15 protein-coding genes are annotated in these 16,907 nt (G+C 37.6%); 6 read left to right on the top strand and 9 right to left on the bottom strand.

What is annotated here, in order from left to right; all coding sequences use genetic code 11:
• The first annotated feature begins 2 nt into the window (after positions 1-2).
• The 3 genes from GWJ05_RS10675 to GWJ05_RS10665 all read left to right on the top strand — a co-directional run bounded on the left by GWJ05_RS10675 (position 3) and on the right by GWJ05_RS10665 (position 2,670).
• Positions 3-563 carry a hypothetical protein gene (locus tag GWJ05_RS10675; RefSeq protein WP_123822447.1) on the top strand — a complete coding sequence of 187 codons (561 nt, stop codon included), beginning with the start codon at positions 3-5 and terminating at the stop codon, positions 561-563.
• Between the two features lie 103 nt (positions 564-666).
• Positions 667-2,343 (top strand): AsmA family protein, encoded by a 1,677-nt coding sequence (locus GWJ05_RS10670; RefSeq protein WP_036933829.1) that lies wholly within the window; start codon positions 667-669, stop codon positions 2,341-2,343.
• Between the two features lie 87 nt (positions 2,344-2,430).
• A complete protein-coding gene (locus GWJ05_RS10665) occupies positions 2,431-2,670 on the top strand; it encodes a hypothetical protein (protein WP_036933827.1) in 240 nt (79 codons plus the stop codon).
• Positions 2,671-2,751: 81 nt separating this feature from the next.
• Here GWJ05_RS10665 and rluF read toward each other — a convergent pair whose 3' ends face one another.
• The 5 genes from rluF to typA all read right to left on the bottom strand — a co-directional run bounded on the left by rluF (position 2,752) and on the right by typA (position 8,403).
• Entirely contained in the window at positions 2,752-3,633 is an 882-nt protein-coding gene (gene rluF, locus GWJ05_RS10660; RefSeq protein ID WP_036933825.1) for a 23S rRNA pseudouridine(2604) synthase RluF, read from the bottom strand.
• A 170-nt stretch (positions 3,634-3,803) separates the two neighbouring features.
• Entirely contained in the window at positions 3,804-4,718 is a 915-nt protein-coding gene (gene fabY, locus GWJ05_RS10655; protein WP_036933823.1) for a fatty acid biosynthesis protein FabY, read from the bottom strand.
• A 36-nt stretch (positions 4,719-4,754) separates the two neighbouring features.
• A complete protein-coding gene (dtd, locus tag GWJ05_RS10650) occupies positions 4,755-5,192 on the bottom strand; it encodes a D-aminoacyl-tRNA deacylase (protein ID WP_036933821.1) in 438 nt (145 codons plus the stop codon).
• Between the two features lie 67 nt (positions 5,193-5,259).
• Positions 5,260-5,877, bottom strand: a complete 618-nt coding sequence (gene yihX, locus GWJ05_RS10645; RefSeq protein WP_036933819.1) for a glucose-1-phosphatase — start codon at positions 5,875-5,877, stop codon at positions 5,260-5,262.
• A gap of 690 nt (positions 5,878-6,567) precedes the next feature.
• Positions 6,568-8,403 carry a ribosome-dependent GTPase TypA gene (typA, locus tag GWJ05_RS10640; RefSeq protein WP_036933818.1) on the bottom strand — a complete coding sequence of 612 codons (1,836 nt, stop codon included), beginning with the start codon at positions 8,401-8,403 and terminating at the stop codon, positions 6,568-6,570.
• A gap of 359 nt (positions 8,404-8,762) precedes the next feature.
• Here typA and glnA point away from each other — a divergent pair, with 359 nt between their 5' ends.
• The 3 genes from glnA to glnG all read left to right on the top strand — a co-directional run bounded on the left by glnA (position 8,763) and on the right by glnG (position 12,838).
• A complete protein-coding gene (gene glnA, locus GWJ05_RS10635) occupies positions 8,763-10,172 on the top strand; it encodes a glutamate--ammonia ligase (protein ID WP_036933816.1) in 1,410 nt (469 codons plus the stop codon).
• A 187-nt stretch (positions 10,173-10,359) separates the two neighbouring features.
• Entirely contained in the window at positions 10,360-11,406 is a 1,047-nt protein-coding gene (glnL, locus tag GWJ05_RS10630; RefSeq protein ID WP_036933814.1) for a nitrogen regulation protein NR(II), read from the top strand.
• A gap of 10 nt (positions 11,407-11,416) precedes the next feature.
• On the top strand, positions 11,417-12,838 hold the full coding sequence (gene glnG, locus GWJ05_RS10625) for a nitrogen regulation protein NR(I) (protein ID WP_161681404.1): 1,422 nt from the start codon (positions 11,417-11,419) through the stop codon (positions 12,836-12,838).
• A 19-nt stretch (positions 12,839-12,857) separates the two neighbouring features.
• On the opposite strand, the gene hemN is transcribed toward glnG, so the two are convergent.
• The 4 genes from hemN to GWJ05_RS10605 all read right to left on the bottom strand — a co-directional run bounded on the left by hemN (position 12,858) and on the right by GWJ05_RS10605 (position 16,787).
• Entirely contained in the window at positions 12,858-14,231 is a 1,374-nt protein-coding gene (gene hemN / locus GWJ05_RS10620; protein ID WP_036933810.1) for an oxygen-independent coproporphyrinogen III oxidase, read from the bottom strand.
• An 853-nt stretch (positions 14,232-15,084) separates the two neighbouring features.
• The gene (locus tag GWJ05_RS10615) at positions 15,085-15,741 is read right to left on the bottom strand and encodes a DUF799 domain-containing protein (RefSeq protein ID WP_036933809.1); all 657 of its coding nucleotides are present in this window, start codon (positions 15,739-15,741) and stop codon (positions 15,085-15,087) included.
• Positions 15,738-16,088, bottom strand: coding sequence for a DUF4810 domain-containing protein (locus tag GWJ05_RS10610; RefSeq protein ID WP_036933806.1), 351 nt, complete (start codon positions 16,086-16,088; stop codon positions 15,738-15,740). The genes GWJ05_RS10615 and GWJ05_RS10610 overlap by 4 nt, the downstream gene beginning before the upstream one ends.
• A 24-nt stretch (positions 16,089-16,112) precedes the next feature.
• On the bottom strand, positions 16,113-16,787 hold the full coding sequence (locus tag GWJ05_RS10605) for a CsgG/HfaB family protein (protein WP_087803755.1): 675 nt from the start codon (positions 16,785-16,787) through the stop codon (positions 16,113-16,115).
• Between the last annotated feature and the right edge of the window lie 120 nt (positions 16,788-16,907).

The raw sequence follows: 16,907 nt of genomic DNA, 5'->3' as shown, positions 1-16,907 counted from the left end.
TGATGATAAAAGGAAAAGAGATGCCAACCTCATTCAATATTGTCAACAATAAAGCTCTGCAATTTCTCAAAACACATCCTTCTACTGCAAATTACCATATAAAAACGCTTGGTCAGTTTTTTACTTATCTTAAAGATTCCATTCTTTCATTATTTAACACCAACCATAAATTTGCATATTTAGGTAATAAATCAGTCGCTGAATTTAATCTAGAACATATGCAAAAAGATCTAAATACTTTTTTGGCGAATCCACACTTAAACCAGCCCCAAAACAAAGACAAATCGGATGCTCTTCAATATTCATTTGATTACTTACAAAACCAGATTCGCATCACACCTAATTTTTATGATATTTATCGTTCAGGAAGTCTAGAACCTAATGAATTGATTTCCCAATTAATTAATTACAATAATAAATTAAAAAACAAGGATCTAAATAATACAGAAAAACAGTATTTTCAAACGACGATAAATATATTAGAAGAAGTAAGAAACCAATTAGATAAATTTCCAAACTCACAGAATTTGATAAACAAAATATCTTATCTCATTAATAAGTAGGTTAAGACTCTTTGATTTATTAGATGAAAGCTTGAGCATCGCTCAGTTTTCAGGCATAACTGTATAATGTTTTGATGGAGTATAAAACTACGGGAGAAGGGTTATGCGCTGGTTGATGAAAAGTTTGGTATCTCTGATACTTATCGTGATTTTATTTATTATTATAATTTATGCTTTCATCCAAACTCAGTGGGGCGCACAAAAAACAAGCGAATGGCTAACACAATATACTGACTATGATATTCGCTTCTCCGGCATTGAGCATGACCTTGCGCAACCAGAACAAATTATTGTTTATGACCTTTTCGTTAATCCTAAACAAGACAAAACAACCGTATCTGCAAAATCAGCGCAAATTCGATTTGATTGGCAATTTTTTACCGCGCCTTCTCACCTTCAAAAAATCACATTAGAAAATGGCAATATTGAATTTACTAATAAAACCACTTCGATGCCGTTAAGTGCTGATATTCTGCAATTTAAAAATATGGCGTTAAACGGTACTCAAACCAATTTTTCTTTTGAAGCCCAAAAAGTCACTGGTGGTATTACGCCTTGGGTACCAACCTCAACAGATTTTATTGGCGCTGGTCATTTCCAATTTTCTATTGCTAATGGCATGATAAATAATAATGAATTCAGTAACTTTATCATTTCTGGTCAATATCAACCCAATCATATTCAAATAGAAAAATTGGGAACGCGTTTACTCAATGGTTCACTATCATTAAGTGGTCAGTATCAAGATAATCAATGGAAACTTGATGACGTCTATATGAACGGCTTACGCTGGCAATCGTCTCAAACCTTCAGTGATTTAATGCAATCAATTTCTGAATATCCTCGTATTAGCATAAGAGCACTTAATATTGTTGATTTTACGGCAGAAGGAAAACAATGGGCTGTGAGTGGCTTTGATGGGCAATTCTCTCAATTTAACTGGGGTAAAAACCTTGCATTCACAACAGGTGAACTCAACGCAAATGACATTGTTTTTCAAGATGAACATTTCACTGATCTTATCGCAAAACTGAATCAACAAAATAATCAGCTCAATCTCGATAACCTTAGTTTACGTTATGAAAAAGGCCTAATTAAACTTGCTGGTAATTGGAATAAAGACAATAAAACCATTTCTATTCACGAAGCGACGCTTTCAGGCCTTTTATATACCCTTCCTGAAAATTGGCTCGTTTTTCTAGCTAAACCAATTGACGACAGCTATGATATTAAAAATATAACTATCGAACAGTTATCCATAAACCAATCAATTTTAATTGATATCACACCAGAATTTCCTTTCCAATTCACAGGATTAACAGGAAAACTGCAAAATTTAATAATTGCAAAAGAAGGTGAATGGGGATTATGGCAAGGCTCAGCAAGATTAAATGCAGATAGTGGAACATTAAATCGTATTGAATTACGTCGCCCTGATTTAAACATTGTCACTCAGCAGGATAACGCAATTGTTGAGCAATATTCGGCCTTTATTGGTGATGGCATTGTGCGAGGCTCAGCGGGTTTAGTGCAATCTAGCCAACAACGCCAATTCTCACTGATTGCTAATGGACTGAATGTCCCATTATCAACACCATATACATTAGGTTTAAAAACAACCTACTCTGACGAAATAGGTCAATTTACACTAAAATTGAAAGGTGATTTACGTGCAAACTCCGTGGTATCAACACTTAATGGTACATTAACTGGAAGTAACGGTGAGCAACAAATACTCAACTCAGTAATACAAAACGGCGAAATAATTAATCACCTATAATCTTGATCTTTCGCAGGAGCACGGATTGCTCCCTTAATAAAAAGCGTTACAATGCGTCATTACCCTTTTCTTTATTGTGGAGTTTTCATGTCTGACGAAGATTTTTCCCCTGAAAAAATATCTTTAAATACGTTTCAACAATCTCCTTTAACTGCACTTGAAGATAACAGCACACTGCTTGTGTGTGATGACCACGAAACTCCATTGTTCTATTGCCTATCGAAAGAAGACTATGACACTTTAATTGAACGCGTTATGAATGCCGAACTTGCTGCGATTGTGCTTGAACGTCGTCAAAATAAATTAGATGAGTTGAATTTAGACTAGTATTATCGATGCATAAATAGAGCAAACAAAAAACACCCTTTCAGGTGTTTTTTTGTTTTTCTCGCATCTACAAAGATGAAATTAACGCTTTTTCTTTTTTCGGCCTGGCTGAACAAAGCGCTTACGTGCATTATTTTCTGATTCTTTGTTTTTTGTTTCAGGAATATAAATACCCAGCGCTTTTGCATTACTACTGATTTGTTTTTTCGGTTTATTCTGCTTAGCTTTTGGTGGTGCTTCAGACGTTGATTTCTCAATCGCTTCAAATAAAGTGATCAGTTCGTCATCGGTCAGATCACGCCATTCACCAACCGGTAATCCTGATAAACTCACATTCATAATACGAACGCGTTCAAGCTTAGTGACTTCATAACCAAAATATTCGCACATACGACGAATTTGGCGATTTAAACCTTGAACTAAGGTAATACGAAACACCATTGGCGCCTCTTTTTTCACCTTACATTTCTTCGTTTTTTGCCCCATGATAGGTACGCCAGCACCCATTCCATGAATAAATTCATCTGTAATCGGTTTATTTACTGTCACAAGGTACTCTTTTTCATGAGAGTTACCTGCACGTAAGATTTTATTGACTAAATCACCATGGTTAGTCAATAAAATTAGCCCTTGAGAATCTTTATCTAAGCGCCCAATAGGAAAAACTCGGGTACTGTGGTTAACATAGTCAACAATATTATCTTTTTCGCCATCATCTGTAGTACTCACAATACCCACAGGTTTATTCAGCGCGATTAAAACAAGCTCAGAGTTATCCTGTGCTTCAATTAATCGACCATTGACTTTGACTTCATCGCCAGCAAATACTTGTGAGCCAATACCGGCTCGTTTACCATTAATAAGGACAAGTCCTTGCTCAATATAACGGTCAGCTTCTCGACGTGAGCAGATCCCGCTTTCACTGATATATTTATTAAGACGAGTAGATAAATTGGTGTCCATGCTTCCCTCCGTAAACTGCGAAATATACATCAATTGGATAGCGATAGAAACTCTATAAAATAAGCATTAAAGCACAGTCTTTTATCTCTCTACCTGAATGTCAAAAAAACAATAGAAAAGGAGTATTAACTTATTAAAAAATTTATTTCAATAAGTTAATATCATGATATTTAGCACTGTTCTTTTTGTGAAGGTAACACAATATAAGTCCCGCTAAAGACAGCACCTACACCTTCATCACCACAAATATCAACGTCTAGTTTAATACGCGCTTTACTCCCTTTCGCTAATCGTCCTAAATCTCCACTCAAATTTTCCATATCAGCAACAGCGGCAGGACGTCCAGAAACAGGTTTTCGATAGCGAATATGAGCATCCACTAACACAATATCACCTTGTAATTTGTGCTCTTGCATTAATAACCAAATCAATCCCCAACCTGTTAAGGTAGCAAGTGAAAATTGACTACCTGCAAAAATAGTGTGATGAGGATTTTGATTTCCAGCTTCGGGAATAGTGGTATAAAAACGTGTTCCCGTGTATTGAGTAATACGTAATCCCATTTTTTCACTTAAAGGGATATGTTGGTGCCACTGTTTTTGTAATTCAGCACACCAGTCTGGTCGATGAAGAATATCATCTAAAGACTCAATACTTTTTTTCATAAAGAAGTGTTTAATGGGTGTGGTTTGTGGGCCTGTAACTAGACCACAGTTTTCATAACCTAACTTCTCAAAAAAGTTGACAGACTCTTCTCTTGCACTACACACTATCCGTTTTATACCTTCTTGACGAGCCAATGACTCTAATGCCATTGCAACAAGAGTTCCTAAGCCTTTACCTTGTGCATCTGTACGTACCGCCATAAAGCGGATAGCACCTTCATTATCCGCATTAATATAAAGTCGCCCAATTGCAACAGGTTGCCCGGTTTCATCGACAACCATTTGATGATGAGCAAGGGTATCATAACCGTCTTTTTCAGAGCCTTCAGGTTGATGTAGAGGTTTACGAAGCATTTCCCAGCGAAAAGCATAATAAGCATCGAATTCCGCCTCTGTTTTTGGGGTTCGTAAATGGTACATATCTGAGCTCCTCTTAACATCACTGACTATTTAACACTACACCTGTAACCAGAATGTGACAGGTCCGTCATTAGTCAGTGTGATTTGCATATCAGCAGCAAATTGGCCTGTTTGTGTTTCTAAACCTTGTTGCTGACATTGTTCAATAAAGTAGTGATAGAGATTTTTCGCTAATTCTGGAGAAGCACCATTCGAAAATCCTGGGCGCATACCTTTTTGTGTTTCTGCAGCAAGTGTAAATTGAGAAACAACGAGCAAACTTCCCCCAGCTTGTTTCACATTCAGGTTCATTTTGTCGTCTTCATCACTGAATATGCGATAACCACAGACTTTTTCACATAACCTTTTCGCTTTTTGTTCGTTATCGTCTTTCTCTACACCTAATAGAACTAATAAGCCTTGATTAATAGCGCCGACTGTTCCACCAGCAATATCCACTTTTGCTTGTGTTACTCGTTGAATTAACGCGATCATACTCTCTCCGAAATAAATCAATAAAAAAGGATAACAAATTCAATTCATTGTTATCCTTACGATAGCATTATTCTTCTACTGGGAGAGTAAAATCGTAATCTTTGAAATACTCGATAATGGTATTTTTATCAATTACGTGTACTGCATTCATGCCAACCGAAAGAGCGGCATCAACATTAATTTGTAGATCATCAAAAAAAACAGCATTTTGTGCTTCAACATCTTCAGATTCTAAAACATACTTAAAGAGTTCAGGATCTGGTTTTCTCATACCAAGATCTTGCGACAAATAGAGAAAGTCAGCAGAAGCCGCAATTTCAGGATAGTGTTCAGGCCAGTAATCTTGATGCAAGCGATTCGTATTTGATAACACCACAACCCGATGCCCTTGCTCTCTTAATTTATTCATTATATCAATGACTTCAGGTCGTACTGCGATAAAAATAGCCTGCCATCCTTCAGCGAATTGCTCAAAGCTTAAGCTCATGCCAAGTTCTGAGTTAATTTCTTCAGCAAATTCGATATCTGTAATATTACCGCGTTCATGTAATTTAAAAACTTCGCCTGCTGTAAAGTTCTTTTTTATGCTTGCAAGTGGAACACCGCTAAGCTTACTCCATACTGCGAATACTCGGTTAAAATCGATATCAATAATCACATTACCCATATCAAAGATATAAAGCATAAATCCTCTCCATAATAGAAAACTCATTTTACTTTAATCATAAATCGCTTTACTGAACAGGCTTAAACGTTAAAAAAGTACAATAATCACACTTAATTTTTAAGCAATCCCAAAAACCTGAATAATAGAGTAGGAAAAATGGTACTAAGCGTAGAAATATTTAAATATGAAATGGATTTAGGGAAACTTGAAGTGATTAGTACACTTAGTCATTATCTTTTTTTCGCATTAGATAAAGTAAGCCACTTATTTTCAAGTGATAAAGAAGTTAGGTTTTTAGCTATCTAATTTAAGGACAATCACCGTCAATTTCAGTGCATCAATCAACATAAAATATACAGCAACCCACGAATAAACATTAAAAAAATACAATATGTTAAAAAGATACCAATAAGTAAAAGAAACTCTCAAAACATCAGTAACAAGCTAAACAGTACTTTAGTTGTAAAAATAAACCGAGGGATAAACGATAAGCAGGAAAAAGAGAAAAACTTATGCGGTGACAAATTACCCACCGCATTCGTCTTATATATAAACTCTAAATAATTTAAATCACAGATAGGTGAGGAACATCGATAAACTATGTTGTTCGCTAGATGAACGTAGCCAACACTCCAGTAACTTAAAATATGACGAGTATAAACTCAGGGCGCTGACGCGCCCTAAGAATTAGGTTATCAGAATAACGAATTAGTCTTTGCTACGGTAAGCACGACGACGATCATTTTCTGACAGATAACGCTTACGCAGACGGATAGACTGCGGAGTGACTTCAACTAACTCATCGTCATCAATAAATTCTAATGCTTGTTCTAACGTTTGCTTTATATGTGGCGTCAGCGTTGTTGCTTCATCCGTACCAGAAGCACGCATGTTAGTCAGCTTTTTACCCGTTAAGCAGTTTACTGTTAAGTCATTAGAACGAGTATGAATACCAATCACTTGGCCTTCATAAACTTCTGCACCATGAGTTACAAATAATTTACCGCGGTCTTGTAAACTATACAGTGCGTAAGCAACAGCTTTACCTTGGCCATTAGAGATCATCACACCGTTATTACGGCGACCGATTTCGCCTGGACGAACATCGTCATAATGACTGAATGTTGCATACAGTAAACCAGTACCTGATGTCATGGTCATAAATTCAGTACGGAAACCAATCAGACCACGGCTAGGAATAATGTAGTCTAAACGTACACGTCCTTTACCATCTGGTTGCATATCACGCATTTCACCTTTACGTTCACCCATCGCTTGCATCACATCACCTTGGTGTTGTTCTTCAATGTCGATAGTGACTTGTTCGAAAGGCTCTTGTTTACGACCGTCGATATCACGGAAGATAACTTTAGGACGAGATACCCCTAATTCGTAACCTTCACGACGCATATTTTCAATCAGAACTGACAGGTGAAGCTCACCACGACCTGATACACGGAATGCATCTGGATCTTCAGTTTCTTCTACACGTAATGCAACGTTATGGACTAACTCTTTTTTCAGACGATCTAAAATCTGACGAGAAGTCACGAATTTACCTTCACGTCCACAGAAAGGTGAAGTATTAACACAGAAATACATGCTAACAGTTGGTTCATCAACGGCTAATGCAGGTAGCGCTTCAACAGCACCCACTTCACAAATCGTATCAGAGATATTCAGTTCACCTAAACCTGTGATTGCGATGATATCGCCAGCTTCAGCAACATCAACTTCGATACGTTCTAAACCTAAATGACCTAAAACTTTACCGACTTTGCCGTTACGGGTATTACCTTCGCTGTCAATGATAGTCACTTGTTGGTTAGGTTTAACCTTACCACGCTTAATACGACCAATACCGATAACACCTAGGTAGTTGTTGTAGTCCAACTGAGAAATTTGCATCTGGAATGTACCTTCCAGATCCACTTTTGGTGGCTCTACATATTTGACAATAGCTTCATATAACGGGGTCATATCTTCAGCCATGTCATTGTAATCTGTTCCCGCAATACCATTTAATGCAGATGCATAGATAATTGGGAAATCAAGTTGTTCGTCAGTTGCACCTAAGTTTACGAACAGGTCAAATACCTGATCAACAACCCAGTCTGGACGCGCACCAGGGCGGTCAACTTTATTGATAACAACAATTGGTTTTAAATTGTTAGCAAACGCTTTTTGTGTCACAAAACGCGTTTGTGGCATTGGGCCATCCATCGCGTCAACCAGCAATAGAACGCTGTCTACCATAGACATAACGCGTTCTACCTCACCACCGAAGTCGGCGTGTCCTGGGGTATCTACGATATTAATACGATAGTCATTCCATTTAATCGCTGTATTTTTCGCAAGAATAGTAATTCCGCGCTCTCTTTCGAGATCATTTGAGTCCATCACGCGCTCAGCTACGGTTTCACGTTCACCGAACGTACCAGATTGCTGTAGTAATTTATCGACGATAGTTGTTTTACCATGGTCAACGTGGGCGATGATGGCGATATTACGCAAGTTTTCGATCACAAAATTTGCCTCAGGCATTGTAGAAATAAGCGCAGTATTGTACACGCTTTAGACGAGAGACTAAACAAGATCACAATAATGATTGCTTAACAATATGCAATTAATTGAATTGTGATCCTTTTCACGCCTCAGAATTTAGTAGCATCCGTTCGATTGCACCAAAATAGTGCAACTAATTAGGCTTAATTTGCACCAAGTTTGTGCAATAATTAAAAAATCACAGGAGATATTCTACACTAAACTTCATCAATACAGTATATATCCCTTTTTAGATAAGTTGGCATGCTTTTCGCAATAGAATTTAGGTGAGCAAAAAATTCACCGAAAAATGTGTAAGGCCACTGCACTCAATAAAACCATTCGCCAGGAGAGTTCCTATGTCCCTTGAACATGTGTTATCCATGATTGAAGAACATAAAGTTAGATATATTGACTTACGTTTCACTGATACCCGCGGTAAAGAACAACATCTTACTATTCCGGCTCATCAGGTTAACGACGATTTCTTTGAAGAAGGAAAAATGTTCGATGGTTCCTCTATTGGTGGCTGGAAAGGTATTAACGAATCAGACATGGTACTGATGCCAGATGCAACAACCGCAATGCTTGACCCTTTTTTCCAAGATCCAACACTGATTATTCGTTGTGATGTATTAGAGCCAGGCACTATGAAAGGTTACGACCGTGACCCACGGTCTATTTCAAAGCGTGCTGAAGATTATTTAAAATCAAGTGGTATTGCAGACACCGTATTATTTGGGCCAGAGCCAGAATTCTTCCTGTTTGATGATATTCGTTTCAAAAACGATATTTCAGGCGCTTCTTACGCTATCAATGATATTGAAGCTGCATGGAACACCAATACCAAATATGAAGATGGCAACAAAGGTCACCGCCCTATGGTTAAAGGGGGCTATTTTCCACTGCCACCCGTTGATTCATCACAAGATATTCGTTCTACCATGTGTAATATTATGGAAGAAATGGGCTTAGTGGTTGAAGCACATCACCATGAAGTGGCGACAGCCGGTCAAAACGAAGTCGCAACTCGCTTCAATACCATGACCAAAAAAGCAGATGAAACCCAAATTTATAAATACGTGGTACAAAACGTTGCTCATGTATTTGGTAAAACAGCGACCTTTATGCCTAAACCCTTAGTCGGTGATAATGGCTCTGGTATGCACTGCCATATGTCACTGTCTAAAAATGGTGTAAACCTGTTTGCCGGCGATAAATACGGCGGATTATCTGAAATGGCGCTGTATTACATCGGCGGTATTATCAAGCATGCTCGTGCGCTAAATGCATTTACCAACCCAACGACTAACTCCTACAAGCGCTTAGTTCCGGGTTTTGAAGCCCCTGTTATGTTGGCTTACTCTGCGCGTAACCGTTCAGCGTCCATTCGTATTCCAGTTGTGGCTAGTATGAAAGCGCGCCGTATTGAAGTGCGTTTCCCAGATCCTTTAGCAAACCCTTATCTTGCGTTTGCTGCTCAGTTAATGGCTGGTCTTGATGGAATTATCAATAAAATTCACCCCGGTGATGCTATGGATAAAAACCTTTATGACTTACCGCCAGAAGAAGCAAAAGAGATCCCAACTGTCGCGGGTTCATTAGAAGAGGCATTAAACGCATTAAATGCCGATCGCGAATTCTTAACTCGCGGTGATGTATTTACTGATGATGCTATTGATGCCTATTTAGAATTATTACGTACTGACGTTCAACGTGTACGTATGGCACCGCATCCTCTTGAATTTGAAATGTATTACAGTGCTTAAGATGATCTTTACTGAGAAAAACTTAACCCCTGAGATGTAAAACGATTTTTTTTGCCGTGAAGCTATTTTGCCCATCTTCGGATGGGCACTTTTCTCCCATTTAAGGAGTCCGTCTATTCACTTACGCATTGGTTCATTAATGCAATAAAGGTAAGATGCACTAAAATGGTGCAAAGAGGTATTCAATATGGAAACGGCAGACTTACCTGATAACACATTAATTTTAGACTCATTAATACACTCTGTATTGGTTATCAACAAAGAGTTTATTATTTGTTATGCAAATCATTCTGCGTTACAAGTTCTAGCACAAAGCCGTCGAAAATTATTTGAAACACCTTTTACCGCCTTATTCAGCTATTATTCTTTTGATGCTGATTTAATGCGTGAAACGTTAGCGAGTGGGCAAAGCTTTACCGACAATGAAGTGATCTTGGTTGTTAATAACCAATCACACACAATGTCGCTCAGTGCCCAACCTATTTCCGAGCAACACATTTTGCTGGAACTGGCGCCTATGGATAGTCAACGCCGGTTAAGCCAAGAGCAGATACAACAAGCCCAACAAATGGCTGCTAGGGAATTGGTTAGGGGGCTGGCACATGAAATTAAAAATCCGTTAGGCGGATTACGGGGGGCAGCTCAGTTGCTGGCAAAATCCTTACCTGATCCTGCACTAACGGAATATACGCAAGTCATTATTGAACAAGCCGATCGCCTACGTGTTCTTGTGGACAGGTTACTCGGCCCACAACATCCAGGTACGAAAACACACCAGAGTATTCACCATGTTGTTGAGCGTGTAGCTCAACTTATTTCACTTGAATGCCCTGAGAATGTCATTTTACTCAAAGATTATGATCCCAGTTTACCTGAATTATCACATTACCCAGATCAAATAGAACAAGTCCTCCTCAATATTACACGTAATGCCTTACAAGCCGTTGAAAAAAAAGGAGGTACGATTATTTTACGTACCCGTACAGCTTTTCAGGTCACACTTCATGGTGAACGTCATCGCCTTGTTGCTCGTATTGATGTGATTGATACAGGTGATGGTATCCCTCCTCATCTACAAGATACGCTTTTTTATCCTATGGTAAGTGGCCGAGAAGGTGGAAATGGATTGGGATTATCGATTGCTCGTAATTTAGTAGATCAACATTCAGGTAAAATTGAATTTACCAGTTGGCCCGGAAATACTGAATTTTCTATTTATTTGCCAATTAAGTAGGAGATAACCAATGCAAAAAGGAAATGTATGGGTTGTTGATGATGACAGCTCTATTCGGTGGGTACTTGAACGTGCTATTTCTCGTGAAGGTATGTCATGCAAAACTTTTGAACATGCGAATGATGTGCTTAATGCATTAAATACCGAAATACCTGATGTATTGTTATCAGACATTCGTATGCCTGATATTGATGGTTTATCTCTTCTAAAAATAATTAAAGAACAATGTCCAACTCTACCCGTTATTATCATGACGGCGCATTCTGATTTAGATGCTGCTGTTAATGCTTATCAACAAGGGGCTTTTGATTATTTACCTAAACCCTTTGATATTGATGAAACATTAGCATTAATTGATCGTGCCATTACTCACTATCGTGAGCAAAAACAACCAACTAACGATGAAAACTCGCTACAATCAGTTTCAGATATGATTGGTGAAGCTCCCGCAATGCAAGAGGTTTACCGTATTATTGGTCGACTATCTCGCTCCTCAATCAGCGTGCTTATTAATGGTGAATCCGGAACAGGTAAAGAGCTAGTCGCGCACGCTTTACATCGTCATAGCCCAAGAGCTACCGCGCCTTTTATCGCCCTCAATATGGCGGCTATTCCTAAAGATCTCATTGAGTCCGAACTTTTTGGTCATGAAAAAGGGGCCTTTACGGGAGCTTCTCAAGTACGTCAAGGGCGATTTGAACAAGCAAATGACGGTTCTCTTTTTCTTGATGAAATTGGTGATATGCCTCTCGATATTCAAACACGATTACTACGCGTACTTGCTGAAGGACAATTTTACCGTGTAGGTGGTTATGCTCCCGTTAAAGTTGATGTACGCATTATCGCGGCGACACACCAAGACTTAGAAAAACGTGTTCAAGCCGGTGATTTTCGTGAAGATCTCTATCATCGGCTCAATGTAATACGCATTCAATTACCCCCTTTACGCGATAGAACGGAAGATATTCCAAGTTTGGCACGTTACTTTTTACAAAAAACAGCAAAAGAACTTGGTGTGGAAGCAAAAGTACTCCATCAACAAAGTTTACAAATAATGATGGAATACAACTGGTCAGGTAACGTCAGACAATTAGAGAATGTGTGTCGCTGGTTAACGGTAATGACGGCAAGCCAAGAAATTATGCCTCAAGACTTACCACAAGAAATTCGCCAGCCCGATGAAAAAGTGAAAAGTGTAAGCCGACTATCATCTCAACATTGGTCACAACACCTTTCATTATGGGCAGATGAAGCATTAAGTGAAGGAAAAGAAAACATCCTCACTGATGCATTACCTCAATTTGAACGCACTCTTTTGCTAAGTGCCTTAGCCTATACGCAAGGACATAAACAAGATGCAGCACGATTACTAGGTTGGGGCAGAAATACGTTAACCCGTAAATTAAAAGAATTAGGGATAGAAGAATATTAATCCTCTACCCCTATCTTATTTAAATAACACGAGAAAATTGACGTTGACGCATTTGATTGCGTAAATAGGTATCGAAACACATACAGATATTACGAATAAGTAGACGACCTCTTGGTGTCACTTGAATATCCTCTTTTGTGATTTCCACTAAGCCATCATTCTTCATTGAGATAAGTAATTCTAAATCTTCTTTAAAATAGTCATGGAAGACAATACCGTGCATTTTCTCAATATCAGAAAAATGTAGATTAAAATTACAAATTAAGGTTTTAATTACATCTCGACGAATACAATCATCATTAGTCAGTGATAAGCCTCGCCATAGTGCATTCCCTTCACTATTTACACGAGCATAATACTCCTTTAATACCTTCTCATTTTGCGCGTAGTTATCCCCTAACATACTAATTGCAGAAACGCCCAGGCCTAATAAATCACACTCTTCGTGAGTGGTATAACCTTGGAAATTACGATGTAAAATACCTTTACGCTGAGCTACGGCTAATTCATCATCGGGCTTCGCAAAATGATCCATTCCAATAAATTGATAGCCATTTGTCGTCAGTGTGGAAATTGTCTCTTGTAATATTTCTAATTTTTCTTCCGCTAAAGGAAGGTCTTCATCTTTAATTTTACGTTGAGCTGCAAATAAATTAGGTAAATGGGCATAATTGAATACACTTAATCTATCTGGTGATAATTCAATGACACGTTTGAGTGTAAAAGCAAAACTCTCTTTGGTTTGTTTAGGCAAACCATAAATTAAGTCAATGCTGGTAGAGTGAAAACCCACTTCACGTGCACGTTCTACTAATGCAAAAATGAACGATTCATCTTGCTCACGATTCACCTTTTGTTGCACTTCTTTATTAAAATCTTGTACACCCATACTCAGGCGATTAAAGCCTTCATTACGCAAATGATCGATAACATCTAATTCAATTTCACGCGGATCGATTTCAATAGAAAGTTCTGCATTATCAACAAAATCAAAATGCTGACGTAATAATAAAACGAGCCGACTAATTTGTTGCTTATCCAGAAAAGTAGGTGTTCCTCCCCCCCAATGCATTTGAGTTACTTTTCGGTCTTTAAAATAACGTGCTCTATTAATAATTTCTTTTTCTAAAACATCAAGATACTCATCTGCTTTATGTTTATGGCGCGTAATCATTTTATTACAACCACAGAAATAACATAGCTTATGGCAGAAAGGAATATGAATATAAAGCGATAAAGGGCGCTCAGGGTAACGTTGAGTCGCTTTGATAAAATCGGTAGCCCCATATTGCTGATTAAATTCCAATGCTGTTGGGTATGATGTATAGCGAGGACCTGAATAGTTATACTTATGGATCAGGTCAAGATCCCAAATAATTGTTTGTTCTGACATGCCTCTACCTTCCAAAAGTGAACCGCTGATATCTCATACCAGCAAACAGACACTATGAATATCTGAAATAGTAGTGTAACCAATAAATCAAGAACTGAATATGATCGAAAGGGGTATCGTATAAATCCCTTCTTCTTATTGATAGGTCGTTATGCTCGAATACAAGGTGTGATATAAATCACATTAAACAAAAATAGTCTTACCCATGAAAGATATTCATGAATAAATTACGTTTATTCAATATGTTAGTTAACTTTTATTATTCTAAAATAACACTTATCAACTTTTACACAGAGTTTAAAGCGATATTTTACTCAAAATACGATTTAAATTAATTAAATATCTCGTTATATTAATTTTATTATTTTTTTATTCTCTCGTAATTTGATGATTATAATAATAGTAATAATTATATCTTTACCTAAATTATAATATTACATACCCTAGAACAAAACATTGATTAATATCCAACTCAGTCGTGTTTTGATTTAAATTTAAGGGTCAGTTAAAGAATAAAGGTCACTATATTACAAGGAAAGATAGTATCCCCATACCTTATCTTATTCTAACGACCGTACTCTTATTTAATCAGTCTCTTTTATATACCCAAATTATGGATTATTAACCATGGAAGGAAACGGACTAGCAACCAAGGATGGTTCTTCTCTTCAATAAAATAGTCTCTTTATTTTCTTTGTTATTAATTTAATCCCTTTTATTAAAAATATCCGTTCTTCTTTAATGACTAATAAGAATAATTATTATTTGATAATGGAAAAATAAAAAGCTCTATTTATTATAATTATATAAAATAGAGCTTTTTTCTTTATTATTGTTAATTTATAGCATTAATTTATTCTGCATCTTTACCATAATTAGGAGAACGAGGACCATATAAAATACCATCGGCTTTCCCTGCCGAAAGTAACCGTACACTGGTTATTCCTGCAATTTGATAGCTTTTATCGGAAACTGTATTGACGATTTGATTCACAACAGCAGAAACTAGCATTCCCACTAAACTGCCAGATGATCCCTCTGTTTCAGTACTTGATGCTGTTGCAGCACGACGCCACAACATGTCACCATTACGGAGATCAACAAGTTTAGCGCTAACAGTTACTCGTGTATCACTAGAAATAACTTGATATGACGTACCAAACTCAGTGATATCTAAGTATAAAACAGCATCCGCACCAAAGATCTCACGCAATTTTTTCGGGCTTACAGCATGGATATCTCCTGCCATGGATAACCCATTATGCTTAAAGGTTTCTTCAACGACGGCCACCGGGAAAACATAATAACCCGCTTCTGCTAAAGGATATGTCACTTGAGATAAGAAGCTGTGCTCTGCACCCACTTCTGTCGTGTGGTTTTGAGGCACTAATACTAAAATACTTTTTGGCTTACTTTGTTTAAATGCGGTGTAATCTGTTTTGACAGGTTGAGCACAGCCCGTTAATACCAACGCAAATGCAAAACAGATTAACGTGAATAAACGACTCATTTTTGCATTCCTTTGTTTTTCATCAGACGATCCATAAATTCGGCTGATTCAGGATAAAGTGATTTTTCCTCATTAAATTCAGCCATGGCTAAATCTAAAGCGCCTGTTGCGCCATATAACATGCCTAAGTGCGCATGTAATCCAGGTGGAATACCTAATGATTTAGCACGAGAAAGTTCGATACTTTTCTTTAATGCATCAATCTGTGCTTGTGGGTCACTTTCACTTTGTTGATAGTATTGATAAACCACTTGCTGATAGCTGTCCCAGTTATAAAGCGGTTTAGGGCTATTCACACACCCCGCTAATAACAGCGTAAAAGCAAGGCTCATGACTGATTTTAACATTGTTATATCCTTATAAAATGAGCATTACTTTGAAGGTTGCCAAGCGTTGCTTTCAATACCTGCCACTAAATTATTGACGGCCTCTCGAATAGCTAAATCGAGTACTTTACCGTTAAGTGTTGAGTCATAGCTTGCTGTTCCACCAAAACCAATAATTTCACGGTTAGAAAGTTCATATTCACCGGCACCTTGAGATGAAAACACGACTTCTGATGTATTCACATTCACAACGTTTAAATTCACTTTTGCATAAGCAACTTGTGTTTTACCACGACCTAAAATGCCAAATAATTGGCGATCACCCACTTCTTTACGGCCAAATTCAGTCACATCACCTGTGATCACATAAGTGGCACCTTTCAGTTGTTGGCTTTGCCCTTTAATACCTGCTTCTTCTTTTAATTCCGATAAATTGGCCCTGTCTAATACATTAAAACGCCCGGTTTGCTGTAAATGAGTCATTAAAATGGTTTTTGATTGATTACCTAATCTATCAACGCCATCAGAGAAGATCCCATTCATATAGCTAGAACGGTTATCAAACTTACCAATCGAAATAGCGCTCTTAGCGCCTGTGTAAGTGGTGTTATAGGTTGCGACTTTAGCGACGTCTAAAGAGCGTGAAGATTCTGAAGCACATCCTGCAAGTAATGTTGCAGAAACCAAGATCAAGCCAAGTGATAATTTATTTAAATTCATATTAATAACCCAATAAAGGTGAAATAAACCTATAGACATTCATTCTATTAATTAATAGAGAGTTGATATAAACAAAAACAATGTTTTTTCAGTTTTAGCTCATAGACGTTCACTTAAAAA

The sequence above is a fragment of the Proteus sp. G2626 genome (assembly GCF_009915985.1).
Lineage (GTDB): Bacteria > Pseudomonadota > Gammaproteobacteria > Enterobacterales > Enterobacteriaceae > Proteus > Proteus vulgaris.
Note: the sequence above shows the minus strand (reverse complement) of the source record. Positions and strands in the feature narration are given on the sequence as shown.

Coding starts and splice junctions, on each gene's coding strand:
- glnG (WP_161681404.1), top strand. CDS start 11,417: ATGCAAAAAGGAAATGTATGGGTTGTTGATGATGACAGCTCTATTCGG.
- GWJ05_RS10610 (WP_036933806.1), bottom strand. CDS start 16,088: ATGTTAAAATCAGTCATGAGCCTTGCTTTTACGCTGTTATTAGCGGGG.
- hemN (WP_036933810.1), bottom strand. CDS start 14,231: ATGTCAGAACAAACAATTATTTGGGATCTTGACCTGATCCATAAGTAT.
- GWJ05_RS10670 (WP_036933829.1), top strand. CDS start 667: ATGCGCTGGTTGATGAAAAGTTTGGTATCTCTGATACTTATCGTGATT.
- GWJ05_RS10675 (WP_123822447.1), top strand. CDS start 3: ATGATAAAAGGAAAAGAGATGCCAACCTCATTCAATATTGTCAACAAT.
- GWJ05_RS10615 (WP_036933809.1), bottom strand. CDS start 15,741: ATGAGTCGTTTATTCACGTTAATCTGTTTTGCATTTGCGTTGGTATTA.
- fabY (WP_036933823.1), bottom strand. CDS start 4,718: ATGTACCATTTACGAACCCCAAAAACAGAGGCGGAATTCGATGCTTAT.
- glnA (WP_036933816.1), top strand. CDS start 8,763: ATGTCCCTTGAACATGTGTTATCCATGATTGAAGAACATAAAGTTAGA.
- GWJ05_RS10665 (WP_036933827.1), top strand. CDS start 2,431: ATGTCTGACGAAGATTTTTCCCCTGAAAAAATATCTTTAAATACGTTT.
- yihX (WP_036933819.1), bottom strand. CDS start 5,877: ATGCTTTATATCTTTGATATGGGTAATGTGATTATTGATATCGATTTT.
- glnL (WP_036933814.1), top strand. CDS start 10,360: ATGGAAACGGCAGACTTACCTGATAACACATTAATTTTAGACTCATTA.
- dtd (WP_036933821.1), bottom strand. CDS start 5,192: ATGATCGCGTTAATTCAACGAGTAACACAAGCAAAAGTGGATATTGCT.
- GWJ05_RS10605 (WP_087803755.1), bottom strand. CDS start 16,787: ATGAATTTAAATAAATTATCACTTGGCTTGATCTTGGTTTCTGCAACA.
- typA (WP_036933818.1), bottom strand. CDS start 8,403: ATGCCTGAGGCAAATTTTGTGATCGAAAACTTGCGTAATATCGCCATC.
- rluF (WP_036933825.1), bottom strand. CDS start 3,633: ATGGACACCAATTTATCTACTCGTCTTAATAAATATATCAGTGAAAGC.